Raw genomic sequence first — 23126 nt, forward strand, 5'->3', positions numbered from 1 at the left:
GGACACCTCCCCAGGTGATCACGGTGAGCGACGAGCCACCGGAGAGCCACAAGATGACCCAGGACGCCCAGTCGGAGCCTCCTCCTCCACGGGAGGTTCGAGGTCCTCCTCCACGTCGTCGCCGAGCTCGGCCAGGCGGGCGAAGGCGGTGCGGGTCAGGGCCTGGCTGCGGCCGAGGTAGCGGCGGGTGATCAGGCTCCTCTCGGGATGGGCGGCCAGCCAGGACTCGCCCGCCCGGATCAGCTTGTCCACCTCGTCGGAGGCGACCCAGTAGTGCTTGGCGTCGTCGAGCACCGGCAGCAGCACGTAGAGCTGGTTGAGCGCGTCGGCCAGCCGTACCTCGCCGCGCAGCGACAGCCGGACGTAGCGGGAGTCGCCCCACTCGGGGAACTCCGCGTCCAGCGGCACGGGCAGCGCCTCGACCTCCCAGCCCAGCGGTTCGAACAGCCGGTGGGCCATCCCGGGGCCGCCCCGGCAGGGCAGCACGGGCAGCGCGATCTCCAGCGGGATGGGGCCGGCGGCCAGCTCGGGACGGCTGTCGCAGCGACCGGCGCGGGCCGTGCGGAACACCTCCGCCAGCGCCACGGCCAGCAGCGACGACGCGGCGTAGGGCCGGTCGTTGACGTACTGGCCCAGCGCGTAGTCGGGGGTGGAGCGGCCGCGCGAGCGGACCAGGCGGACCGGGTCGACCTCGAGCATCAGCGCCGCCGTGCAACGCTCCTCGTCGGCCTCCGGGTAGAAGACGCGGGCCACGCCGTACGACTGGCCGAACTCCTGAACCCGGTCCGGATGCTTGTGCAGCAGGAAACCGAGGTCGGTGGCGGGCCGTACGGTCGTGGAGATCGTGAGCAACACCCGGCTCAGTCTGCCCGACATCCGGCCGGACGGGCCATGGGTTAACGGGCCGGACGTGATCGCCGAACCCCGGTGCCCACGGTCACGCCGGACGGACCGGGGCCGCCCGGCGGCCTCCCAGGCGGGCGGCGGCGCGTCCCCGGCCGCACCGTCCGGCGTCGGCCGCCCCGCCGATCCGGCGGTGATCCGCCCGGCCGGGCCGCCGCGCCCGTGAGGGGTGCGGCGGAGGTCCACGGCCTACACGTGGGGCAGGACCTCGGCGGCGATGAGCTCCAGGTGGTCCAGGTCCGACAGGTCCATCACCTGGAGATAGACCCGCTCGGCGCCCAGCTCGGCGAACCTGCCGAGCTTGTCGACCACCTCCGCCGGGGTGCCCGCCAGGCCGCTCGCGCGCAGTGCGGCGAGGTCCTGTCCGGCGGCCTCGGCCCGGCGCGCCACCTCGGCCTCGTCGGAGCCGACGGCGACGGTCTGGGCGGCCGAGAGCACGATCTTCGAGCGCCCCTCCGCCTCGCACGCCTCCCGGACCCGGCCGAAGGCCAGCCCGGTGTCGTCCAGGGTGTGGAAGGGCAGGTTGTACTCGTCGGCGAAGCGCGCGGCCAGCCGCGGGGTGCGCTTGGCGCCGAACCCGCCGATGATGATCGGCGGCCTGGGGCTCTGCACGGGCTTGGGCAGCGCCGGCGAGTCCGCCAGCCGGTAATGGGCGCCCTCGAAGGAGAACTTCTCCCCCGCGGGCGTGGTCCACAGGCCGGTGAGGATCTCCAGCTGCTCCTCGAAGCGGCCGAAGCGCTCGCCCATCGGCGGGAACGGGATCCCGTACGCGGTGTGCTCGGCGTCGAACCAGCCGGTGCCCAGGCCCAGCTCGACCCGGCCCCCGCTCATCCGGTCCACCTGGGCCACGCTGATCGCCAGCGGGCCGGGCAGCCGGAAGGTGACCGGGGTGACCAGGGTGCCAAGCCTGATCGTGGAGGTCTCCCTGGCCAGGCCCGCGAGGGTCACCCAGGCGTCGCTGGAGCCGGGACCGGGGTCGCCCGGCCCGATCCGCATGTAGTGGTCGGAACGGAAGAAGGCGTCGAACCCCAGACGCTCGGCGGTCCGCGCGACCGTCAGCAGCTCGTCGTAGGTGGCGCCCTGCTGCGGTTCGGTGAAGATCCTCAACTTCATGAACCCCATTATCCGGGCACTCCGGACGGCATCCGCAGAAAGCCCGCGCGGCGGCGGGGCGCTTGCTAGCGTTCAGACTTCCGGTCCGCTCTGTAGCGGCTCATGCACTCAAAGCGACGGATCGACGCCGTGGAGAAGGTGGAACCCATGCCGGTGGCGACAGACCACTCCACCGCTCGCCGGACCCGCGAGCCGGGCACCCCTCCCCGATCGCTGGTCGCGCTCGCGGCGGCCGCGCTCGTCACCGGGACCGGCTTCGCCGTCTGGCTCCTGCCGGCCGGGACCGGCGGGCGGCCGGCGGCCGGGCAGGCCCCCCACCCCAGGGTCGGCCCTCCCCGGCTGACCACCCTGCCCGCGGCCGACCAGGCCCCCGGAGCGCCCCTCTCCCCGCGCGCCTCCGTCCGCCCGTCGGGCTACGTGCCGTTCGTCGACACCGGCGACGGGCCGCTCTCCAACCTGACCAGGACCGCCCGGCAGGGCAGCGTCCGCTGGTTCACCCTCGGCCATCTCACCGCCGGACCGGACGGCTGCACGGCCGAGTGGGCCGGCGGCCGGCAGCGGCCCGGCAGCCCGGTCGCCGGCCGCCTGGGCCGCCTGCGCGCGGCCGGCGGCGACGCGGGCCTGGCCTTCGGCGGCCCGGCCGGCCGTGAGCTGGCCGCCGCCTGCACCGACCCCGGCCGCCTTGTCGCCGCCTACCGCCGGGCGGTCGCCGCCTTCGGGGCCACCTACGTCGACTTCGAGGTCCGGGACCCGGGTGACGGCGAGACCGTGCTGCGCCGCGCGGGCGCGATCGCGGCCCTCCAGCGGGAGGCCGCCGCGCGGGGCCGTCCGCTCACCGTGAGCTTCACCCTGCCGGTGTCCGGGACGGGCCTGACGCCAGGCGACCAGACGATGCTCCGCTCCACCCGGGAGGCCGGCGCCGAGATCGCCGCCGTCAACCTCCTCGCCCCGCTCCAGGCCGCCGCCGGCGGCCGGTCGGACCTGCGCGCCGTCGCCGCGGCCGTCCGCGCCGCCCACCCCCAGGTCGCCGGCTCCCTCGCCGAGCCCACCGCCTGGCACAGGATCGCCCTCACCCCGGTCCTGACCGGCTCCCAGGACCTCACCGCGGCCGACGCCCGCAAGCTGACCGCCTTCACCGCCCGCAACGGCCTGGCCTGGCTCTCCACCCGGGGCGCCGCCCCCACCCCCGAGGTCGCCCGGCTCCTCGCGGCCGTCTCCCCCTAGACAGCTACCCCTAGCAGGGTTATAACTGGGTTATAACCCTTTACTAACCCTACAAGGGGGCGTGATGCCGAAGATCAACGTCTATCTGCCCGACGACCTGGCCGAGGCGGTGAGAGAGTCGGGGGTGCCGGTCTCGGCCATCTGCCAGCGCGCCCTGGAGCAGGCCGTACGGCGGGTCACCGCCATCCGGGAGACGGCGCTGGGCAGCCCTGACCTCGACGACCCGGCGGCCCGCCTGACCCACTTCACCGAGCGGGCCCGCGCCGCGGTCAAGCTCGCGGTGGAGCGGGCGCGCGCCGAGGGGACGGCCGAGGTCGGCACCGAGCATCTGCTGGGCGGCATGCTGGCCGAGGGGAGCAATCTGGCCCTGCACATCCTGCGCGCCATGGAGATCGACCCCGACCACGTACTGCGCGAGCTGGAGCGGCCGGCCTCCGGCACGCCCTCCGCCGCGCCGGGCGCCTCCCCGCTCCAGTTCAGCCGATCCGCGGCGGGGGCCCTGGAGCTGGCCGTCGTCGACGCGACCGGCATGGGGCACAACTACGTCGGCTGCGAGCACCTGCTCCTCGGGCTGATCGCCGAGCCCGAGGGGGCCGGCGGCCGGATCCTGCGGAGCCTCGGCGCCGAACCCCGGCTGACCCGCCGCACCGTCAGCGCCGCCCTGGCCGGCTACGTCCACCTCCGGGCGCAGACACAGGCCGCCGGCGCCCCGGCCGACTCGGCCGCGGCCCTGTCCGCCGCCATCCGCCAGGAACTGGGGCCGGTCCTCCAGCGGCTGGACCGGCTGGAGGCGCGGCTGGGCGAGGAGTGAGCCGGCCCTGACCGGCGCCGTTGACCAGCAGGGCCACGCACTCCACGTGGTGGGTCGTCGGGACCACGTCGAATTCACGTCGCCGCAGGTCGGAGTGGGGTAACCGGCTCACGATCGCTCTCCGTGCGCCCCTGGTGCGCGTTGATCTTGAACTACGCGCCCTCCACCGGCGTCGTCACCTCGGCATGGACAACTTCGTTCCGCGCCTCGACCGGCATCCACGCGGTTTCAGTGTGCGGCGTGCCTCGCCGCACCGGTGGCCGGGGCTCGCCCATCACACCTGTTGAAGCTCAGGGGATGTACACCTCGTAGTAGAAACCCGGCAGATAAGGGCCACCCCCGCGGAACCAGTGACAGTAGACGAGCCCGGTGTATTGACCGTTCTGCGCAGCGTCCTCGTAGGCGAGGTCGCAGGCGGCCAGGGTCTGGTAGGGGCCCTGCAGGTACCAGTCCGGTGTCGGCCAGCCCCCGGAGGCCACGGCCGCGCCGGTCTGGGTGGCGGCGAAGGCGGGGGTGCCGGCCAGGACACTGGCGCCCAGCGCCACGGCGAGCGCAGCGGAATGTAATCGGCGGATCTTCATTGTGGGTGACTCCTCATTCGGGAAGAAGAACACCTTCAGAGGAGCACCGGCTACCGGGCTTGAGGAGATACCGGTTCTCCATATTTCGGGCCTGATGGTGCGTTTGTCGAGGTTGTTTCACCTGGTCTGAACACATGAGCGCCCCGCTCGTCCTCCTCGCGGAAGGCAGGCTCGGCCGCCACGGAGTGGGATCCGCGGCGGCCGGAGATCATGAGGTGGACGGACACCGTATGTCGCTCACGGTTATGACGTCCAGGTCGCCCCGATTGCTCACAGGTCCGGTCCGGGAGCCGGAGCAGCCCCCAGATGCCCCAGTGAGGCACGGACACCCTTAGGCGCATGCCAGACCTTCAGACGGCTCCTGTGGGCGCCCAGAGGCTCGACGGGCCACAGTGACCCGTCCGACCGACTGGTGGCCGACCACATGGCTCTGTGAACGACGCCCCGCGACCGGATCGGTCGCGGGGCGTTTTCATGATCGTGCGCTCTCCGTGCGCCATGATCTTGGTTTGCCGTGGGTGACGCCGGGGTTCAATGAGACATCACGTGTTGCGTTTTCGCCGGTCAGAGCCTAGATCGAATCGCTGACCAGCAGGGCCACGCACTCCACGTGGTGGGTCATCGGGAAGGCGTCGAAGGCGCGCAGGTCGGCCAGGCGGTAGCCGTGCTCGGCGAGCCAGGCGAGGTCGCGGGCAAGGGTGGCCGGGTCGCAGGAGACGTAGACGATCCGGGTGGCCCGGAGGGTGGCGATCCGGTCGACGACCTCGCGCCCCAGACCGGCCCGGGGCGGGTCGACGACGACCAGGTCGGCGCGTTCGATGTCGAAGCGGTCGAGGGCGTGCTCGACACGGCCCCGGGCGAAGCTCGCCTGCGGCAGGTCCCGGAGGTTGCGTTCGGCGTCACGCACGGCCACGGCCTCGGACTCGACGCCGAACACGGCGCCCTCCGGGCCGACGGCCTCGGCCAGCCCCGCGGCGAACAGGCCCACGCCGCAGTAGAGGTCCAGGGCCCACTCCCCCGGCTGCGGGGCGGCGAGGTCCAGGACGGCGGCCAGCAGCGTGGCCGCGGCGCCGGGGTGGACCTGCCAGAAGCCGCTGCCGGTGATCTGGAAGTCGCGGTCGCCGACGCGCTCGGTGAGATGGTTGCTGCCGTGGACCACGCGGGTGCGGCCCTTGCCCTCGTCCACGAAGACGGCCACGCTCGTGTCGAGGTCGGGCACGGCCACCGTACGGCGGGGCTTGGGGGCGACCACGACGGCCTGTTCCCCGGTGCTGGAGGCGATGACCTCGACCGAGGAGGCATTGCGCCAGTTCATGACCTCGGCCCCGACGTTCTCCACCTCGGGGTGGGCGATCAGGCAGGCGTCCACCGGCTCGATGTCGTGGGAGCGGTGGCGGCGCAGGCCGAGGACGCCGTCACGGTCGACGGCGAACTGGACGCGGGTGCGCCAGCCGAGGCCGTCGGGGGCGCCGGGCACCTCCTCCACGATGCCCTTCCACTCGATCCCGGCCAACCGCCGCAGCTGCTCGGCGACCACGTCGGTCTTCAGCAGGCGCTGGGCGTCGAGCGAGGCGTGCTGCCAGTCGCAGCCGCCGCAGCGGCCGGGGCCGGCGAACGGGCACGGCGGGGTCACCCGGTCGGCGGAGGGCTCCAGGATCTCGACCGCGTCGGCCCGCAGGAACCGGCTGGTCTCCTCGGTGATCTCCGCCAGGACGCGCTCGCCGGGCAGGGCGTGCCGTACGAAGACCACCCGGCCGTCATGGCGAGCGACGCACCAGCCGCCGTGCGCGACCGGTCCCACCGTCAGTTCGATCGCCATGCCATGTCCTCGCAGTCCGTCGTCGTTCGAGCCTCCCTGTGGCCAGGAGTACATACGAAAGGTTATGCCTTGCCGTCCTCGCCCCGGGCCATCCCGTCACGGGAGGCCGCGCCGTCTCCTCACGGGGTGCCGCGCTGCGGGCGGGGCCCCTCCGCGGTCCCGTCACCGGCCGCCTGTCCCCGGGCCGCCCCGTCGTGGCGCGCCTCGTCGCCGGCCGCCTCGCGCTCCCGGCGCCGGACGGCGTTGGGGGCGTAGCGCTCGGGGCGGCCCTTGAGGCGGTCGGAGGAGTGGAGCTGCCAGGGCACGCTGGTGACCATCACGCCGGGCTGGAAGAGCAGGCGGCCCTTGAGCCGCAGGGCGCTCTGGTTGTGCAGCAGGTGCTCCCACCAGTGGCCGACGACGTACTCCGGGATGTAGACGGTCACCACGTCGCGGGGCGAGCGGCGGCGCAGTGACTTGACGTACTCCAGGATCGGCCGGGTGATCTCCCGGTAGGGCGAGTCGAGCATCTTCAGCGGCACCGGGATGCCCCGCCGCTCCCACTCCTCCTGCAGCCCCCGGGCCTCCTCGCCCTCCACTCCCACGGTGATCGCCTCCAGGGTGGAGGGCCGGGTGGCGCGGGCGTAGGCGAGGGCGCGCAGGGTCGGCTTGTGAATCTTGGAGACCAGGACGACGGCGTGGTTGCGCGCGGGCAGCATCGTCTCGTCCACCTCGGCGTCCTCCGACACCGCGAGCTCCTGGGCCACGTTGTCGTAGTGGCGGTGGATGGCCTTCATCATCAGGAACAGCACCGGCATGGCCACGCAGACGATCCACGCGCCGTGGGTGAACTTGGTCAGCAGCACGACCACCAGCACCACGCCGGTCATGACGCCGCCGAAGAAGTTGATGACCCGCGAGCGCCTCATCTGCGCGCGGACCTTCCGGTCGGTCTCGGTCCGCAGGTGCCGGGTCCAGTGCCGGACCATGCCGATCTGGCTCAGCGTGAACGACACGAAGACGCCCACGATGTAGAGGTTGAGCAGGCGGCTGACGTCGGCCTGGAACCCCCACAGCAGCAGGCAGGCGGCGGCGGCCAGGATGACGATGCCGTTGGAGAAGGCCAGCCGGTCGCCCCGGGTGTGCAGCTGGCGGGGGAGGAAACGGTCCTGGGCCAGGATGGAGCCGAGCACCGGGAAGCCGTTGAAGGCGGTGTTGGCGGCGAGGAACAGGATCAGCGCGGTGACGGCGGCGATGACGAAGAAGAACAGCGACCCGCTGCCGAAGACCGCCTCGGAGACCTGGGCGATGATCGGCGGCTGGTAGTAGCCGGGCCCGGCGGGCCGGCCGTCGATGAGCACGCCGTGGGCCGCGGTGGCGGGGTCGGTGAGCTTGACGCCGGAGGCCAGGCCGAGCGTGATGATGCCGACGAACATGGTCACCGACACCAGGCCCATCATCAGCAGCGTGTTGGCGGCGTTCTTGCTCTTGGGCTTACGGAAGGCGGGCACGCCGTTGCTGATCGCCTCGACGCCGGTGAGGGCGGCGCAGCCGGAGGAGAACGCCCGCAGGATCAGGAAGGCCGCCGCGAAGGACGTCAGGTTGGCCTGTTCGGCGACGATCTCGTAGTCGGCGGTGGGCGCGCGCAGCTCGTCGCCCAGCACCAGCAGCCGGAAGCCGCCCCACACGACCAGGCCGATGACCGCGAACATGAACGCGTAGGTGGGGATGGCGAAGGCGACGCCGGACTCGCGGATGCCCCGGAGGTTGACCACCGTCAGCACGACGACGATGGCGATCGCGACCGTCGGCTTGTGCTGGGCGACGTACGGGATCGTGGCGCCCACGTAGTCGACGCCGTTGGCCACCGACACCGCGACGGTGAGGACGTAGTCGACCATGAGGGCGCTGGCGACGGTCAGGCCGGCGTTCTGGCCCAGGTTGACGGTGGCGACCTCGTAGTCTCCGCCGCCGCTGGGATAGGCGTGCACGTTCTGCCGGTAGGACGCCACGACCGTGAGCATCACCAGGACGACGGCGACCGCGACCCACGGGGCGAAGCCGTAGAAGGAGATCCCGGCGATGGAGAGGATGACAAGGATCTCCTGCGGCGCGTAGGCCACCGAGGAGAGCGCGTCGCTCGCGAAGACGGGCAGTGCGATCCGTTTGGGGAGCAGTTGCTCATGCAACTGCGTGCTACGCAGCGCACGCCCGATGAACAGGCGCTTGACAAGGTCCGTCACCTTTGACACGTCTGCCGATGCTAGTCCTCATCCACCCGCCCCGCTGACGCGGCACTCCCTCAGCGGGCCATACTGACTAAGTACATCGGGAACAAGATCCGCCTCAACGCGACCGGCGGGGGAGCATGCATATCGTGATCATGGGGTGTGGCCGGGTGGGTTCGACCCTGGCGCACATCCTGGAGGACAGCGGCCACTCGGTCGCGATCATCGACCGGGATCCGCAGGCGTTCCGCCGCCTGCGGGCCGGTTTCCGAGGTCGCCGGGTGACCGGGATCGGCTTCGACCGCGACGTCCTGGAGGAGGCCGGCATCGAGTCGGCCGGCGCCTACGTGGCGGTGAGCAGCGGCGACAACTCCAACATCATCTCCGCCCGGGTCGCACGCGAGACGTTCGGCGTGGACAACGTGGTGGCCCGCATCTACGACTCCCGGCGCGCCGAGGTCTACCAGCGGCTGGGCATCCCCACCGTCGCCACGGTCCGCTGGACCGCCGACCAGATCCTGCGGCGGGTGCTGCCCGAGGGCGCCGAGCCGCTGTGGCGCGACCCGACCGGGTCCGTCGTGCTGGCCGAGGTGGCCTACCACCCGGGCTGGATCGGCACCAGGACCAAGGACCTGGAGGAGGCCGCGGGCACGCGCATGGCGTTCGTCAACCGGATGGGCGAGACCCTGCTGCCCAGGAACGACTCCGTGGTGCAGGAAGGCGACATCCTGCACGTCATGGCGGTCGAGAGTGACATGGACCGCATCAACAAGGTGCTGTCCGGTGCGCCGGAGGAGGGTCACTGATGCGCGTCACCATCGCGGGTGCCGGAGCCGTCGGCAGGTCCATCGCCGCCGAGCTCCTGGAGAACGGCCACGAGGTCCTGCTCATCGACATCGACCCCAAGGCCATCAAGATCGACACGGTGCCGCGGGCGGAGTGGCTGCTCGCCGACGCCTGTGAGATCTCCTCGTTGGACGAGGCGGGCCTGGCCGACTGCCACGTGGTCGTCGCCGCCAGCGGCGACGACAAGGTCAACCTCGTCGTGTCGCTGCTGGCCAAGACGGAGTACGGCGTGCCGCGCGTGGTCGCCAGGATCAACCACCCCAAGAACGAGTGGCTGTTCAACGAGTCGTGGGGCGTGGACGTGGCCGTCTCGACCCCGCGCCTGCTGAGCGCCCTGGTCGAGGAGGCGGTGAGCGTCGGCGACCTGGTCCGGCTGATGACCTTCCGTCAGGGCCAGGCCAACCTGGTGGAGCTCACCCTGCCCGAGGACGCGCCGGTCGTCGGCCAGCGCGCCGGTTCGGTGCCGTGGCCGACCGACACCGCCCTGGTCGCGATCCTGCGCGAGGGGCGGGTGCTGGTGCCCACCGCCGACGACCCGCTGGAGGCCGGCGACGAGCTGATGTTCGTGGCCAGCCAGGAGGTCGAGGAGGAGCTGGCCCGGCTCCTGTCGGCGCACCGCTCCATCCACTGACCGCGTCGGTCCCGTACGGCGTCGCCGTACGGGACCGGGAGCCGTCAGGGGGCCGGACGCCCATCCCGGAGCGGGACGGGCCGCCTCGGACCTCAGGGCAGGACGGGCGGCCTCGGAGCCGGGCGGGCGGCCTCAGGGCAGGGCGGGCGGCCGGACCGGGGTCCGGCCTCTGGCCAGCAGCCACACCATGGCGGCGAGGGCCGCGACCTGCAGCGGCCAGCCCATCACGATCTTGAGGATGCCCAGCTCGGCGACCGCGTCGTCCCCGCCGATCAGGTAGACGGGCAGCTGCACCGCCACCCGGACCACGCACGGGACCATCAGCATCCAGGTGAGCTTGGAGCAGAGCCGCACCACGGCCGGGTCCTTGCGCCAGCCCGTCGGGTCGCCGGTGACAGATCCGATCATGAAGCCCACCACCGGCCACCGGGTGATGACGGATATCAGCATCGCCACCGAGTAGGCGGCGTTGTAGAGGATGCCGGGCAGATAGACGTCACGGGCGTCGCCGGTGCGGGAGGCGAAGAACGCGCCGATGCCGATGCCGACGAGGCTGTTGAGGACGAACTGCGGCGTCGAGCGCTGCAGCACCCGCACGATCAGCAGCACCACCGCGGCCGAGATGCTGACGATCAGGGACGTCTTCAGCTCCGAGGTGGCGATCCACATCCCGGTGAAGGTGATCGTGGGCACGGCGGCCTCGACGATGCCGCGCACCCCGCCGAAGGCCTTGGCGAGCTGGACGCGCATCGCGGCCTCCACCGTGTCGTGCGCGGTGGTCTCATCGCTGGTGGTCATCTTCTCGCTCACCGCTCCGTGGTCGTCGATCGCTCACGCACCGCCCGCCGGACGTAGCTCGTATCGGGGGTTGAACATCACCTTGCGCCCGTCCTGCACGCTGACGAGCCCCTCGGCCAGGACCATCCGGCCGGGCTCTATCCCAGCGATCTTCCGGCGGCCCAGCCAGATCAGGTCGATCACATCCGAACCATCGTAAAGCTCCGCTTCGAGCGCGGGTGCGCCGCCGCGGGGCCTCAACGTCACGGTCCGTAGCGTACCGGTAACGCAGAACCGGCGGCGGGCGCCGCACGAGACGATGGGTGTGGCGCCATGACGATCGAGGTCCTGCTGGAGTTCGGTGGCCTCCAGCTCCGCCTGACTTGTCGTCAGCCGCCGGAAAAAGCCCCGAAACCCGCCCTGTTTATGCGGTTCCTGAGAACCCACGACCTCTCCTTCACATACGTGTTGAATCAGCGTACGCGATCCCCCACGTCAGCGGAGCTCGGCTATCTCCGGACCTCGCTTGAACGGGTTGAGGTCGGGCACCTCGCCCCCGGCGGCCTGCTGCTCCACCGCCTGCCTGGCCTCCGGCGGGAGCCGCAGCTCGATCGCCTCCTTGGGCGCCATCGGCTCGTCCCCGCGGACCACCACGATGTCGCGGATGACCCCCTCCAGGGGCGCGGCCGCCTCGGCGTCCAGCGCGGCACGCCCGCTGATCACCGCGCGGAGGAACCAGCGCGGGCCGTCGACGCCGATGTAGCGGACCGGCTGGGCGACCCCGTCGGCCGGGACCTGCGCGGCCAGCTCGACGCCGAACGGCCCCTGCCGCTCCTCGGCCGTGCCACCGGCGCCCTTGACGCCCTCGGCGAGCTCGTCCCGCACCTCGTCCCAGATGCCGTTGCGCTTGGGCGCCGCGAACGCGTGCACCTGGAGGGCGCTCTCGCCGACCATGACGACCGCACCGACGATGTGGTCACCGGCCAGGTTCAGCTGGACCTCGAATCCCGGGTCGACCGGCAGGCGCATGCCGCCGAGGTCGACCCGTTCCCGCTCGGGATACGGCTCACCGGAGTCCCACGGGCCGGACTCGCGTGCCGGCTCCCGCTCGACCCGCTCGTCCTGCCCGGCCTCCCCGGCCACGGCCGGGGACTCTTCGCGACGGCGACGTCCGAACACTTCTCTCACGCTCCTTGTCGGGTTCGCTCTCTGTCAACGGCCGGTGGACCCGAACCCGTCGGCGCCCCGCGCCGATCCGGGCAACCGGTCCACCTCGTAGAACGCGGCCCTCTCCACCCGCTGGATCACCAGCTGCGCGACGCGGTCTCCCCTGCGCAGCCGTAGCGAGTCCTTGGCGTCGGTGTTGAGCAGCGTCACTTTGATCTCGCCCCGGTAGCCCGCGTCCACGGTGCCGGGGGCGTTCACGAGCGTCACACCGTATTTGGCCGCCAGACCGGAACGCGGATGGACGAACGCGGCATACCCATCGGGCAGGGCGATCGCCACCCCGGTGCCCACCATCACCCGCTCCCCGGGGAGCAGCTCGACGTCCGCGGCGGCGTAGAGATCGGCGCCCGCGTCGCCCGGATGGGCGTAGGACGGCAGCGGCAGCCCGGCGTCGAGCCGGTGGATCAGCACCTCGACGTTGTCGGTCACGGATTCACCTCGTACTCGTGATGTTCGTCGATGAGGGCCTGGGCGTCACCGTGTTCGGCGAAGTGTTCCATGCCCACCTCGACGAAGAGCGCGGCGGCCCGCACGGCGACCGGGCCGTCCGGGGAGCCGGTCCGCCCCTCAGCCTCAAGGTACGCCTTCCGGCCGGACACGCCGGTGCACCAGGCGCGCAGGTGCAGCGTGGTGCCGACCGGGACCGGCGCGAGGTAGTCGGTCTCCAGCCGCCCGGTGACGTAGGGGCGCTGGAGGAGCCAGATGGACATGCCGATGACCTCGTCCATCGCCGCGGCCAGCACGCCGCCGTGCGCGAGGCCCGGCGCGCCCTGGTGCGCCTCCCCCACGGTGAACTCGGCGGTCACCGTGATCCCGTCGGGCGAGGTGGCGTTCAGATGCAGGCCGGTCGGGTGCTGGCCGCCGCAGCCGAAGCAGCGGCTGTAGTGCGGGCCGAGCGGGGTGCCGGGGGCGGGGGCGCCCGGCAGCGCCTGCGGCCGGACCGCTCCCGGGGGAGGGGTTGTCACGGTGGAACGGGTCACGGAGCAGAACGTTACCCCTTGGGCTGCGGTGATCCCTCATCCGCCGGACGGACCAGGGGGACCGGACGGAGCGGCCCGGCCGGCTCCGGCCCCTCGGACGGGCCGAGCGCCTCGGACGGGCCTGCCGTCCCGGACGGCCCGGACGGCTGGACCGGACCGGCCGCCTCCGGCGGTCCGGGCGGCCCCGGCGGCTCGGGAGAGGCCGTCCCGGCGGGCAGCGCGGCCGGTGGATCGCTTCTGAGCTCGGGCAGTGCCCGGTAGATGACGGCGGCGACCGGCACCGCCACCGCGGCCCCGGCGATGCCGGCCAGGATGCCGCCCACGGCCAGCACCAGAATGATCGCCAGCGGGTGGAAGCTCAGCGCCCGGCCGACGATCAGCGGCTGGAGCACGTGGTTCTCCAGCTGCTGCTCCACCACCAGGATGCCGAGGAAGATCAGGGCGTAGATCGGGCCCTTGGCGCCGAGCGTGACCAGGGTGGCGATCGCGCCGGCGAAGAAGATGCCGACGATGGGGATGAAGCTGGCCAGGAAGATCAACACTGCCAGCGGCGCCCAGAGCGGCACCCCCATCCCGGCGAGCACGATGCCCATGATCACACCGTGCACGGCGGCCACCGCCACCGTGCCCTGCACGTAGTGGGAGAGCGTCACCCAGGCGGCCCGCCCGGCCCGGTCGACGCGGGGCGCGGCCCCGCCGAAGCCCCCCAGGAACCACGACCAGATCCGGTCGCCGTCCTTGAGCAGGAAGAACATGACGAACAGCAGCAGCACGATGGAGGCCAGCACCTCCATCGCCACCGTGGCGCCGGTGAGCACCGTCTGGGTGATCTGGTTGCGCTGCGCGGTGACCTGCTTGGTGATCTCGTCGATCCACGTGGTGATCTGGTTCCGTTGCAGGTGCAGCGGCCCGGTGTAGAGCCACTGCTCCACGGTCTTGGCCGTCGCCCGCACCTGCTCGACCAGGCGCGGGAACTCGTCGTTGGCCCGCAGCCCGATGAACCAGCCGGTGCCGCCCAGCACCGCGAGCGCGACGAGCATGGTGAGCCACGTGGCGTAGATCGGCCGCATGCCCATCGCGCGGAGCCTGCGGGTGATCGGGAACAGCAGCGCGGTGAGCAGGAGCGCGACGGCCACCGGCAGGACCACGATGCGCAGCGTCGCGATGAACTGCGCGAAGTAGAAGACGGCCCAGCCGATGATGATCAGGCACAGGCACCATGTGGCCAGGCGGAGCAGAGTGCGCGGCACCAGCTGTGTCAGACGTTCCCGATCGGAGAGCACCCCTCCAGAGTGTCACGCCGCGGCCGACAACGCGCGCGGTTATCGGCCGGACACGGGAGCGGGGACGGGAAAGGAGGGGCCGGCCGGGCGGCCGGCCCCTCCGCGACGCGTGGTCGCCCGGTCCGGGTCAGCGCTCTCCCGGTGGCCGGGAGAGCACCCTGTCGTCGAGGTAGCAGCTACAGCTGCCGCAGCCTGGAGTCATGCCCTGTCCTCCCCTCGCCTGTCGTGTCTCGACCGTACGGCAGGACCGTCCGACCGGAAGGACAGACTTGTGTGGGGTCAGGCGAGGGTGACCTCCACCCGCAGGTCGCCCTCGCCGTCCTGCAGCACGAACTCCTCGATGACGCCCGCGCCGCACAGGTCGTCCTGCGCCTGCCGCACGAGGTCGGCCTGGGCGCCGGTGACGGTCAGCCGGGAGACCTCGCCGCGCATCGACAGCTTGGCGTCGGACTTGGCCTTGCGCACCCGGCCGAGGACCACCGCCACCACCGGGAGCAGCTCCGCCTCACCGCCCCGCGCGGAGGCCGTGGGCCAGGGCGCCCGGTGCACCGACCCCGCACGCCACCAGGACCAGACCTCCTCGGTGACGAACGGCAGGAAGGGGGCGAACAGCCGGAGCATGACGTCGAGCGCCTCGCGCAGCGCCGCGTGGGCCGAGCGCGCGGCGCCGCCCTCGCCGTAGGCCCTGGCCTTGACCAGCTCCAGGTAGTCGTCGCAGAACTCCCAGAAGAACCGCTCGGTCCGCTCCAGCGCGCGGGTGTAGTCGTAGTCCTCGAACGCCTCGGTGGCCTCGCCGACCACCTGCGACAGCCGGGCCAGCATCGACAGGTCGATCGGCTCGGTGACCTCGCCGCCGTCCTCCCCCATGCTCAGCACGAACTTGGAGGCGTTCAGGATCTTGATCGCCAGGCGGCGGCCGATCTTGATCTGGCCGGTGTCGAAGGCCGTGTCGGTGCCCGGGCGGCCGTGCGCCGCCCAGTAGCGGACGGCGTCGGAGCCGTACTGCTCCAGCAGGCCGAGCGGGGTGACGACGTTCCCCACGGACTTGGACATCTTCTTGCGGTCCGGGTCGAGGATCCACCCGGAGATGGCGGCGTTGCGCCAGGGCAGCGCGCCCCGCTCCAGGTGCGCCCGGACCACCGTCGAGAACAGCCAGGTGCGGATGATCTCGTGGGCCTGCGGGCGCAGGTCCATCGGGAAGACCCGTTCGAACAGGTCCTCGTCCCGCTCCCAGCCGCCCGCGATCTGCGGGCTCAGCGAGGAGGTGGCCCAGGTGTCCATGACGTCCGGGTCGCCGGCGAAGCCTCCAGGCTTGCCGCGCTGGTCCTCGGTGTAGCCGGGTGGCACGTCCGTGGAGGGGTCCATGGGCAGCATGGACTCCTCCGGCAGGATCGGCGAGGAGCGGTCGGGCTCGCCCGCGCCGTCCAGCGGGTACCACACCGGGATCGGCACGCCGAAGAACCGCTGCCGGGAGATCAGCCAGTCGCCCGCCAGGCCCTCCACCCAGTTGTCGTAGCGGACCTTCATGTGGGGCGGATGCCAGGACAGTTCCTCACCGCGCGCCAGGAGGGCCTCCCTGAGCCCGTGGTCGCGCCCGCCGTTGCGGATGTACCACTGGCGGGTGGTGACGATCTCCAGGGGCCGGTCGCCCTTCTCGTAGAACTTCACCGCGCGCCTGACCTGCCGCGGCTCGCCCTCCATGTCGCCGGACCCGCGCAGCAGCTCCACGATCCGCTCGCGGGCGCCGTGCACGGTCCGGCCCGCCAGCTCGGCGTACGGCTCTGCGGGGACGCCCTCGGGCGCCTCGGGGAGCATCCGGCCGTCCCAGCCGATGACCGCCCTGGTGGGCAGGTTCAGCTCGCGCCACCAGGTGACGTCGGTGATGTCGCCGAAGGTGCAGATCATCGCGATGCCGGACCCCTTGTCGGGCTCGGCCAGGTGATGGGCCAGCACCGGCACCTCGACGCCGAACAGCGGCGTCCTGACCGTGGTGCCGAACAGCGGCCGGTAGCGCTCGTCGTCGGGGTGGGCGACCAGCGCCACGCAGGCGGGCATCAGCTCGGGGCGTGTCGTCTCGACCCAGACGCGGTCGCCGAACCCCGCGGCCCGCTGCTCCGGCGACAGCGTGAAGCCCAGCCGGTGGAAGGCGCCGGGCCACTCCCTGTCCTCCAGCTCGGCCTGGGCGACGGCCGTGCGGAAGGTGACGTCCCACAGCGTGGGCGCCTCCGAGAGGTATGCCTCGCCACGGGCCAGGTTGCGCAGGAACGCGCGCTGGGAGGCGGCCCGCGCGCCGCCGTCGATGGTGGCGTAGGTCAGCGACCAGTCCACCGACAGGCCCAGGCGGCGCCACAGCTCCTCGAAGGCCTTCTCGTCCTCGAGGGTGAGCCGCTCGCACAGCTCGATGAAGTTGCGGCGGGAGATCGGGATCTGCCGCGGATCACCCCCGCGGCCGCGGGGACGCTCTGCGGGCGGCTCGAACCCCGGATCGTAGGGGATGGACGGGTCGCAGCGCACGCCGAAGTGGTTCTGCACCCGGCGCTCGGTGGGCAGGCCGTTGTCGTCCCAGCCCATGGGGTAGAAGACCTCGCGGCCGCGCATGCGCTGGAAGCGGGCGACGGTGTCGGTGTGGGTGTAGGAGAAGACGTGGCCGACGTGCAGGGACCCGGAGACGGTCGGCGGCGGGGTGTCGATCGAGTAGATCTGCTCCCGCGTGCGCGTCCTGTCGAAGCGGTAGGTGCCCTCGGTCTCCCAGCGGTCCACCCATACGGCTTCCAGCCCGTCGAGAGTCGGTTTCTCGGGCATGGGCGCATGGCGCAGTCGCTGTTGTGTCATGCCTCCCTATGGTATGGCTTCACGCGATGCGACGCTGGAGGGGACTAGTGTTCCTGTGCGGAGCGGAAGCGGAGAAAAGGGAGGGACCCATATGGCCGACAAGACCGAGAAGCAGGACATGGCGTGGCGGGCCATCGGCGGCCTGGTGGGGCTGGCCACGGCCTGGGCCGCCAAGAAGGTCATCGGGTTCGCCTGGGAGAAGGCCACCGGTAAGAAGCCGCCGGCCGACAGCGAGTCGCTGGACATCAGCCTCGGTGAGGCGATCGGCTACGCCGTGGTGATGGGGGTGGGCATGCAGGTCGCCCAGATCGTGGTCGGCCGCACCGCCAAGAAGCGCTACAACGCCTGGAAGGCCGTCAAGGACACAGCCAGGGAGGTCGCCTCCTGACCCGGCGGCGGGGTGCGCCCCGCCGCCGTCAGAGGCCGTGACAGGACCACTGAGGCGCCCGGGCCCCGGGAGACGGCCGCCGCGCGGACTCTCGGGACCGGGAGGCGGCCGGGCGCGCGGGCCCCGGGACCCCGGAGGCCGCCGGTGCGGGCTCTCGGGATTCCCGGTGCGGGCTCTCAGGATTCGAGGGCGGCGAGAAACTCCTTCGCCCAGCGGTCCACGTCGTAGGTCGCCACCCGTCTGCGCAGCGAGCGCATCCGGCGCGACAGGTCGTGCGGCGTGGCCCGCATCGCGGTCAGCATCATCCGCTTGAGCCCGTCGATGTCGTAGGGGTTTACCATGAACGCCTGCCGCAGCTCGTCGGCCGCCCCGGCGAACTCGCTGAGCACCAGGGCGCCGCGCAGGTCGTTGTGGCAGGCGATGTACTCCTTGGCGACGAGGTTCATCCCGTCGCGCAGCGGCGTCACCACCATCACGTCCGCCGCCAGGTAGAGCGAGGCCAGCTCGTCACGGCCGTAGGACTGGTGCATGTACTGCACCGGCTGCAGGCCCAGCTCCCCCTGCTCGCCGTTGATCCGGCCGACCTGCAGCTCGATCGAGTCGCGCAGCCGCATGTATTCCTCGACCCGTTCCCGGCTCGGCGTGGCGATCTGCACGAACGCCGCCTCCCCGGGCTTGACCGAGCCCTCGCAGAGCAGCTCCTCGAACGCCTTCAGCCGCTGGCCGATGCCCTTGGTGTAGTCGAGCCGGTCCACGCCGAGCAGCATGCACTCGGGGTCGCCCAGCTCCGCGCGGATCTCCTTGGCCCGTTCGATGATGTGCGGCTCCCGGACCAGGGAGTCCAGCTCGCCGAAGTCCACCGAGATGGGGAAGGCCCCGGCCCGCACGACCCGGTCCTCCACGTATATCTCGTGCTTGTGGTGCTGGAGGCCGAGCAGGCGGCGGCAGAGCCGGATGAAGTTGGAGGCGCCGCCGGGGCGCTGGAACCCGACGAGGTCGGCGCCGAGGAGACCCTCGACGATCTCCCGCCGCCAGGGCAGCTGCGAGAACAGCTCGACCGGCGGGAAGGGGATGTGCAGGAAGAAGCCGATGCGCAGGTCGGGGCGGAGTTCGCGCAGCATGGCGGGGACGAGCTGGAGCTGGTAGTCCTGGATCCACACGACCGCGTTCTGCGCGGCCTGCTCCGCGGCGGCCTGGGCGAAGCGCTCGTTGATCGTGCGGTACGCCTCCCACATGGCGCGCGAGTAGACCGGGGGGGCGACCACGTCGTGGTAGAGCGGCCAGAGCGTGGTGTTGGAGAAGCCTTCATAGTAGAGCTCAACCTCCGACTCCGACAGCGGCACGGGGATGAGGTGCATGCCGTCGTGGTCGAAGGGTTCGAGCCGCTCGCCGGGGGCGCCGTGCCATCCGATCCAGGCGCCCTCCCGGCGCTGGAGGACGGGGGCGATCGCGGTGACGAGGCCGCCGGGGCTGCGCCGCCACATGTCCTCACCCACCCGGTCCACGGGGAGGCGGTTAGCCACGATCAGAAACGAGCTGCGGCCCTGCACAGATTCCTCCAGATAGTCGTCTTACCCATAACGACTACCCAATTCGGGCGTTTCTATGACTTTCCAGGTGGAAGTGCCCGATGGACCCTCAGATCGGCCCGAACGACGTCGGCGAGCTTCCGGGTGGCGGCGCGGTTGAGCGCGCCTCCGGCCACGGCGCCGGTGAGGAAGGGGCCGAGGGTGGTCAGATGGCGCCCGAGGGTGCGCATCAGCCGGTTGCGCAGTGCGGTCTTGGTGGCGGCGCCCAGGGCGACGGTGACCGAACCGGGGGACATGGGGTCGACCCCGCGCTGCTTGGACCAGGCGGTCACGAAGGCCACGGCCCGCTGGGATCCGGTGCCCAGCACCGGCACGCCGTAGACCTCGTGGAGCTCGGCGATGAGCTTGACCTCGATCGCGGCGACCACGAGGGTCTCGGCCACGAGCTGGGCGGGGGCCGACAGCAGCAGGGGCGGGGCGGCGAACTCGGCCGCGGCGAGGGCGCCGCCGATCGCGCCGACCGTCATGGTGGCCTTGGAGGCGGTGCGCGCCAGGTCGTCGGCCAGGGCCTCGGAGGTGAGCCCGTGGTGGTGCTCGGAGAGGGTGGCGAGGTCGCGGATGGGGATGCGGGGGGCCACGGCCATGAACACGTCGGCCAGCCACCGGCCCCGGCCGACCCCGGACGACCTGGCCTTCTTCGCCCCGTCGGCCAGCGTGGCGGTCAGGCGGCCGAGCAGCCGTCGCCGCTCGGCGCCATCCAGGTCGCCAGGCTCGGCGAGCCTGCCGACGATCTCGGCCACTTCGTTCTCCGGTGTGCCGGCCGACTCCGCGGCCGTGGAGTCGCCCGGCTCGGCACCGGTCTGTTTGTTCTCTGACGTCATGTCTCGGAACCTCCTCAAGGCTTGTCCTGGGGCCCTCTACCCTTGCACCTGAGGGCACACATCGGACAGGCCATCGGAAACCATCGTCAGGCCGCGCACTCCCGGCAGATCTGCTGACCGTTCCTCTCGACGGCGAGCTGACTGCGGTGGTGCACCAAGAAGCAGCGTGCGCAGGTGAACTCGTCGGCCTGACGAGGGATCACCCGGAGCGAGAGCTCCTCGTTGGACAGGTCCGCACCAGGCAGTTCGAGCGACTCGGCGAGATCCGTCTCGTCGATGTCGATACTGCCCGAGGACTTGTCGGTACGGCGCGCCTGCAGTTCCTGAAGACTGTCCTCATTGAGGTCGTCATCGGTCTTGCGTGGGCTGTCGTAATCGGTAGCCATTGGTCTGCTCCATCCCCCTCATCTATCTGTCTGCGCCGGCTCGCGCGTGTGTAACGTCCGAGAGGCCCAACTTGTGCCCAATCCGACAGAGAGATTCCTGCTCGGTACCCTGCTGGAATGGTCGCTGAACCTCCCTACACGTGAGGGACCTACCGCCAATAGGCGCGGTTAGCCAAATATGGCGTAAACCACAGCATTGGCGACATGAACCACCGTGTTCGACGGCACATCCAACCACATGTACGGCGTGAACGAGACGCCCCCCGCCGGATCAACGTGATTGGAGTCTCACGGTCACCACGAGACCTCCGCCGTCCCTGGGGACGGCGGTCACATTACCCCCGTGAGCGCGCACGACCGCACGGACGATGGACAGCCCGAGACCCGCCCCGCGGGCCGAATCGACCCGGTCGGCGTTGAGCCGCCGGAACGGCTCGAACAGGCTGTTCACCTCGTATGCGGGCACATGCGGCCCCGTGTTGGCCACCTGAACAACCAAGGCCCCCTCCACCATTCCCGTGCGCACCCACAGGCGCCCGGATTCGGGGAGGTTGTGCTTTATCGCGTTCTCCACCAGATTGGCCACACAGCGCTCCAGCAGGACCGGATCGCCTTCCGTCTCGGCGCTCTGGAGCTCGGTGGTCATGGTGACCCCCGCCTCCTCGGCACGCGAGGCGAGCTGCTCGACGGCGGTCTCGGCGACGTCCTTGACGTCCACCGGCTTGCGCACGCTCAGCTCCCGCTCGCTGCGGGCCAGCAGCAGCAGGCCCTCGATGAGCTGCTCGTTGCGGGCGTTGACCTCCAGGAGCGTACGGCCCAGCGCCTTGAGGTCCCCCGACGCCTCAGGGTCGCCCAGCGCGATCTCCAGGACCGTCCGGTTGATCGTCAACGGGGTGCGGAGCTCGTGCGAGGCGTTGGCCACGAACCTCCGTTGTGTGTCGAACGCCACATTGAGCCTGGTCAACATCGCGTCGAAGGTGTCGGCCAGCTCCTTGAGCTCGTCGTCGGGACCCTTGAGACCGATCCGCTCGTGGGCGAGCGTGGTGCCGGAGAGCTTGCGGGCCGTGGCGGTCATCTGCTGGATCGGCTTGAGCGCCCGGTCGGCGACGAGGTAGCCGATGATGATCGCCAGGATGCCCACGCCCGCCAGGGCCAGCAGCGAGCGGCTGAGCAGGGCGTTGCGCGCCTCGTCGATCGCGGCGTGCTTCCACCCGAGCCACTCCTGCTGGAACTTCTGTTCCAGCACGGGCGAGACGTTCTGCAGGCTGACATCCGGCCAGGCCCCGTTGATGGCCCAGCCCACCATCATGTAGATCACGAACAGCAGGAGCATCCCGGCCACGAAGAACAGCACGCCGTAGGTGATGGTCAGCCGCCAGCGGATGCTGAGCCGGTCGATGGCCACCCTCAGCCGGTCGAGGGGCGTGGGGCTGACCGGGACGGCGCCCGCCGGGGGCGGGCCGTCCCACACCGGCGGACCGGAGGGCGGTGGCGGCTGGGCACGCCCCGGAGCGCCGGGGGCGGGCCCGGCTCCCCTGGCCGCCCCCCTCTCGGAGTGCGGGCTGATCATCGGGTGGGTGGGCACGGACTCGCGCGCCTCACCGGCCGGGACGATGTCGGGCCGGTCCTCCCCCCTGCCTGCTGGAACACTCACAACTTGTATCCGACCCCGGGCACCGTCTCGATCACCTGAGGCTCGCCCAGCTTCTTCCTCAGGGTCATCATGGTGACGCGCACCACGTTGGTGAACGGGTCGATGTTCTCGTCCCACGCCTTGTCCAGCAGGTCCTCCTGGCTGACGACGGCGCCCTCGGCGCGCATCAGCTCCTCAAGGACCGCGAACTCCTTCTTGGTGAGCGAGATCTCCTCGCCGTCCCTGGTGACCAGCCGCTTGCCCGGGTCCAGGCGGACCCCGGAGCGCTCCAGCACCGGCGGCAGCGCCGGGGCGGAGCGCCGGCCGAGCGCCCGCACCCGCGCCACGAGCTCGACGAACACGAAGGGCTTGGCCAGGTAGTCGTCGGCGCCCAGCCCCAGCCCCTCCACCTTGTCGTCCACGTCGCCCGAGGCGGTCAGCATCAGGATCCGCGAGGCGGTCCGCTCGGCCACCAGGCGGCGGCAGACCTCGTCCCCGTGGACCTTGGGCAGGTCCCGGTCCAAGACGATCACGTCGTAGTCGATGTAGCCGGTCCGCTCCAGCGCGCCCGCGCCGTCGTAGGCGACGTCGACAGCCATGGCCTCGCGCCGGAGCCCCGTCGCGATCGCGTCGGCGAGCACGCGCTCGTCCTCAACCACAAGCACCCGCACGGCCTCTGGTACCTCCCGTGAGATATGGAAACAGCCGCTGGAACGGCTACCCATTGTCGCCACACCCGCCGTAAGCCGACGGTAAGGCGGGTGCCAGGATAGGCACTGTCCGTGATGTGTGACACATACAGGTTTAGCCGATATCCGACAGTGGGTAGAGCCGGAGCCAGCCCCCCGCAGCCCTACCTTCAGCCCCCTTTTTGAAAGAAGGTGAAATGGGCGAGTTCACGACCACGATCGGACACCGCCTCAACCAGGCTTACAAGAACCTGCAGGAGGCCAGATCCGCCGGCGACGACTACCTCGCCGACACCTTCACCGCCGAGATCGAGGACCTCCGCCGTCTGGCCACGGACAACGGCGTCTCCATCTAGCGCTGACGCGAGGGAGCCCCCGGCCGCCGG

At 71.3% G+C, this 23126-nt stretch carries 22 protein-coding genes and 1 pseudogene; 6 read left to right on the top strand and 17 right to left on the bottom strand.

The window, feature by feature from the left end:
* Positions 1-66: 66 nt before the first annotated feature.
* Positions 67-876, bottom strand: a pseudogene (locus ACWDS7_RS20115) (3' terminal RNA ribose 2'-O-methyltransferase Hen1); the annotation flags it as partial.
* Between the two features lie 216 nt (positions 877-1092).
* Complete coding sequence (locus tag ACWDS7_RS20120) at positions 1093-2016, bottom strand: LLM class F420-dependent oxidoreductase (RefSeq protein ID WP_306867626.1); 924 nt, start codon at positions 2014-2016, stop codon at positions 1093-1095.
* Positions 2017-2163: 147 nt separating this feature from the next.
* Between ACWDS7_RS20120 and ACWDS7_RS20125 the strand changes: the two genes are divergently transcribed.
* Together ACWDS7_RS20125 and ACWDS7_RS20130 are read left to right on the top strand one after the other, a co-directional pair.
* Positions 2164-3240 carry a hypothetical protein gene (locus ACWDS7_RS20125; protein WP_451930497.1) on the top strand — a complete coding sequence of 359 codons (1077 nt, stop codon included), beginning with the start codon at positions 2164-2166 and terminating at the stop codon, positions 3238-3240.
* 64 nt (positions 3241-3304) lie between these two features.
* A complete protein-coding gene (locus tag ACWDS7_RS20130) occupies positions 3305-4051 on the top strand; it encodes a Clp protease N-terminal domain-containing protein (RefSeq protein WP_451930498.1) in 747 nt (248 codons plus the stop codon).
* Positions 4052-4341: 290 nt separating this feature from the next.
* On the opposite strand, the gene ACWDS7_RS20135 is transcribed toward ACWDS7_RS20130, so the two are convergent.
* The 3 genes from ACWDS7_RS20135 to ACWDS7_RS20145 all read right to left on the bottom strand — a co-directional run bounded on the left by ACWDS7_RS20135 (position 4342) and on the right by ACWDS7_RS20145 (position 8682).
* Positions 4342-4632 (bottom strand): hypothetical protein, encoded by a 291-nt coding sequence (locus ACWDS7_RS20135; RefSeq protein ID WP_451930499.1) that lies wholly within the window; start codon positions 4630-4632, stop codon positions 4342-4344.
* Positions 4633-5203: 571 nt separating this feature from the next.
* Positions 5204-6451, bottom strand: coding sequence for a class I SAM-dependent RNA methyltransferase (locus ACWDS7_RS20140; protein WP_451930500.1), 1248 nt, complete (start codon positions 6449-6451; stop codon positions 5204-5206).
* 119 nt (positions 6452-6570) lie between these two features.
* Positions 6571-8682 (bottom strand): APC family permease, encoded by a 2112-nt coding sequence (locus tag ACWDS7_RS20145; protein WP_451930501.1) that lies wholly within the window; start codon positions 8680-8682, stop codon positions 6571-6573.
* A 116-nt stretch (positions 8683-8798) separates the two neighbouring features.
* Between ACWDS7_RS20145 and ACWDS7_RS20150 the strand changes: the two genes are divergently transcribed.
* Positions 8799-9464: a potassium channel family protein gene (locus tag ACWDS7_RS20150; protein WP_306867592.1), complete on the top strand. Its 666-nt coding sequence runs from the start codon at positions 8799-8801 to the stop codon at positions 9462-9464.
* On the top strand, positions 9464-10135 hold the full coding sequence (locus ACWDS7_RS20155) for a potassium channel family protein (protein ID WP_306867589.1): 672 nt from the start codon (positions 9464-9466) through the stop codon (positions 10133-10135). The genes ACWDS7_RS20150 and ACWDS7_RS20155 overlap by 1 nt, the downstream gene beginning before the upstream one ends.
* 132 nt (positions 10136-10267) lie before the next feature.
* Here ACWDS7_RS20155 and ACWDS7_RS20160 read toward each other — a convergent pair whose 3' ends face one another.
* From ACWDS7_RS20160 to valS, 7 genes are all read right to left on the bottom strand, one after another.
* On the bottom strand, positions 10268-10933 hold the full coding sequence (locus tag ACWDS7_RS20160) for a DUF3159 domain-containing protein (protein ID WP_451930512.1): 666 nt from the start codon (positions 10931-10933) through the stop codon (positions 10268-10270).
* A gap of 33 nt (positions 10934-10966) precedes the next feature.
* Positions 10967-11359 carry an OB-fold nucleic acid binding domain-containing protein gene (locus ACWDS7_RS20165; RefSeq protein WP_306867587.1) on the bottom strand — a complete coding sequence of 131 codons (393 nt, stop codon included), beginning with the start codon at positions 11357-11359 and terminating at the stop codon, positions 10967-10969.
* A gap of 48 nt (positions 11360-11407) precedes the next feature.
* Complete coding sequence (locus ACWDS7_RS20170; protein ID WP_451930502.1) at positions 11408-12100, bottom strand: DUF3710 domain-containing protein; 693 nt, start codon at positions 12098-12100, stop codon at positions 11408-11410.
* 24 nt (positions 12101-12124) lie between these two features.
* Positions 12125-12568 carry a dUTP diphosphatase gene (dut, locus tag ACWDS7_RS20175; RefSeq protein ID WP_306867582.1) on the bottom strand — a complete coding sequence of 148 codons (444 nt, stop codon included), beginning with the start codon at positions 12566-12568 and terminating at the stop codon, positions 12125-12127.
* Positions 12565-13119 (bottom strand): PaaI family thioesterase, encoded by a 555-nt coding sequence (locus ACWDS7_RS20180; protein WP_451930503.1) that lies wholly within the window; start codon positions 13117-13119, stop codon positions 12565-12567. Before ACWDS7_RS20180 ends, dut begins: the two co-directional genes overlap by 4 nt.
* An 11-nt stretch (positions 13120-13130) precedes the next feature.
* Positions 13131-14369: an AI-2E family transporter gene (locus ACWDS7_RS20185; RefSeq protein WP_451930504.1), complete on the bottom strand. Its 1239-nt coding sequence runs from the start codon at positions 14367-14369 to the stop codon at positions 13131-13133.
* Between the two features lie 312 nt (positions 14370-14681).
* Positions 14682-17234: a valine--tRNA ligase gene (gene valS, locus ACWDS7_RS20190; RefSeq protein ID WP_451930505.1), complete on the bottom strand. Its 2553-nt coding sequence runs from the start codon at positions 17232-17234 to the stop codon at positions 14682-14684.
* Positions 17235-17325: 91 nt separating this feature from the next.
* On the opposite strand from valS, the gene ACWDS7_RS20195 reads away from it, so the two are divergent.
* Positions 17326-17622 (top strand): DUF4235 domain-containing protein, encoded by a 297-nt coding sequence (locus ACWDS7_RS20195; RefSeq protein WP_306867571.1) that lies wholly within the window; start codon positions 17326-17328, stop codon positions 17620-17622.
* A 176-nt stretch (positions 17623-17798) separates the two neighbouring features.
* Here the strand turns inward: ACWDS7_RS20195 and ACWDS7_RS20200 are convergent, their stop codons facing one another.
* From ACWDS7_RS20200 to ACWDS7_RS20220, 5 genes are all read right to left on the bottom strand, one after another.
* The gene (locus ACWDS7_RS20200; protein WP_306867568.1) at positions 17799-19172 is read right to left on the bottom strand and encodes an alpha,alpha-trehalose-phosphate synthase (UDP-forming); all 1374 of its coding nucleotides are present in this window, start codon (positions 19170-19172) and stop codon (positions 17799-17801) included.
* Between the two features lie 53 nt (positions 19173-19225).
* Positions 19226-20032 carry a hypothetical protein gene (locus tag ACWDS7_RS20205; RefSeq protein ID WP_306867566.1) on the bottom strand — a complete coding sequence of 269 codons (807 nt, stop codon included), beginning with the start codon at positions 20030-20032 and terminating at the stop codon, positions 19226-19228.
* A gap of 86 nt (positions 20033-20118) precedes the next feature.
* Positions 20119-20418: a DUF4193 domain-containing protein gene (locus tag ACWDS7_RS20210; protein WP_012893211.1), complete on the bottom strand. Its 300-nt coding sequence runs from the start codon at positions 20416-20418 to the stop codon at positions 20119-20121.
* A gap of 271 nt (positions 20419-20689) precedes the next feature.
* Positions 20690-21988 carry a sensor histidine kinase gene (locus tag ACWDS7_RS20215; protein WP_451930513.1) on the bottom strand — a complete coding sequence of 433 codons (1299 nt, stop codon included), beginning with the start codon at positions 21986-21988 and terminating at the stop codon, positions 20690-20692.
* Positions 21989-22068: 80 nt separating this feature from the next.
* Positions 22069-22722: a response regulator transcription factor gene (locus ACWDS7_RS20220; RefSeq protein WP_306867559.1), complete on the bottom strand. Its 654-nt coding sequence runs from the start codon at positions 22720-22722 to the stop codon at positions 22069-22071.
* A gap of 215 nt (positions 22723-22937) precedes the next feature.
* On the opposite strand from ACWDS7_RS20220, the gene ACWDS7_RS20225 reads away from it, so the two are divergent.
* Positions 22938-23096 (top strand): hypothetical protein, encoded by a 159-nt coding sequence (locus tag ACWDS7_RS20225; RefSeq protein WP_306867556.1) that lies wholly within the window; start codon positions 22938-22940, stop codon positions 23094-23096.
* The last annotated feature ends 30 nt before the right edge of the window (positions 23097-23126 follow it).

Source organism: Streptosporangium sp. NPDC003464 (genome assembly GCF_053588315.1).

Coding starts and splice junctions, on each gene's coding strand:
- ACWDS7_RS20215 (WP_451930513.1), bottom strand. CDS start 21,988: ATGATCAGCCCGCACTCCGAGAGGGGGGCGGCCAGGGGAGCCGGGCCC.
- ACWDS7_RS20120 (WP_306867626.1), bottom strand. CDS start 2,016: ATGAAGTTGAGGATCTTCACCGAACCGCAGCAGGGCGCCACCTACGAC.
- ACWDS7_RS20210 (WP_012893211.1), bottom strand. CDS start 20,418: ATGGCTACCGATTACGACAGCCCACGCAAGACCGATGACGACCTCAAT.
- ACWDS7_RS20130 (WP_451930498.1), top strand. CDS start 3,305: ATGCCGAAGATCAACGTCTATCTGCCCGACGACCTGGCCGAGGCGGTG.
- ACWDS7_RS20150 (WP_306867592.1), top strand. CDS start 8,799: ATGCATATCGTGATCATGGGGTGTGGCCGGGTGGGTTCGACCCTGGCG.
- ACWDS7_RS20205 (WP_306867566.1), bottom strand. CDS start 20,032: ATGACGTCAGAGAACAAACAGACCGGTGCCGAGCCGGGCGACTCCACG.
- ACWDS7_RS20225 (WP_306867556.1), top strand. CDS start 22,938: ATGGGCGAGTTCACGACCACGATCGGACACCGCCTCAACCAGGCTTAC.
- ACWDS7_RS20125 (WP_451930497.1), top strand. CDS start 2,164: ATGCCGGTGGCGACAGACCACTCCACCGCTCGCCGGACCCGCGAGCCG.
- ACWDS7_RS20155 (WP_306867589.1), top strand. CDS start 9,464: ATGCGCGTCACCATCGCGGGTGCCGGAGCCGTCGGCAGGTCCATCGCC.
- valS (WP_451930505.1), bottom strand. CDS start 17,234: ATGACACAACAGCGACTGCGCCATGCGCCCATGCCCGAGAAACCGACT.
- ACWDS7_RS20135 (WP_451930499.1), bottom strand. CDS start 4,632: ATGAAGATCCGCCGATTACATTCCGCTGCGCTCGCCGTGGCGCTGGGC.
- ACWDS7_RS20195 (WP_306867571.1), top strand. CDS start 17,326: ATGGCCGACAAGACCGAGAAGCAGGACATGGCGTGGCGGGCCATCGGC.
- ACWDS7_RS20140 (WP_451930500.1), bottom strand. CDS start 6,451: ATGGCGATCGAACTGACGGTGGGACCGGTCGCGCACGGCGGCTGGTGC.
- ACWDS7_RS20160 (WP_451930512.1), bottom strand. CDS start 10,933: ATGACCACCAGCGATGAGACCACCGCGCACGACACGGTGGAGGCCGCG.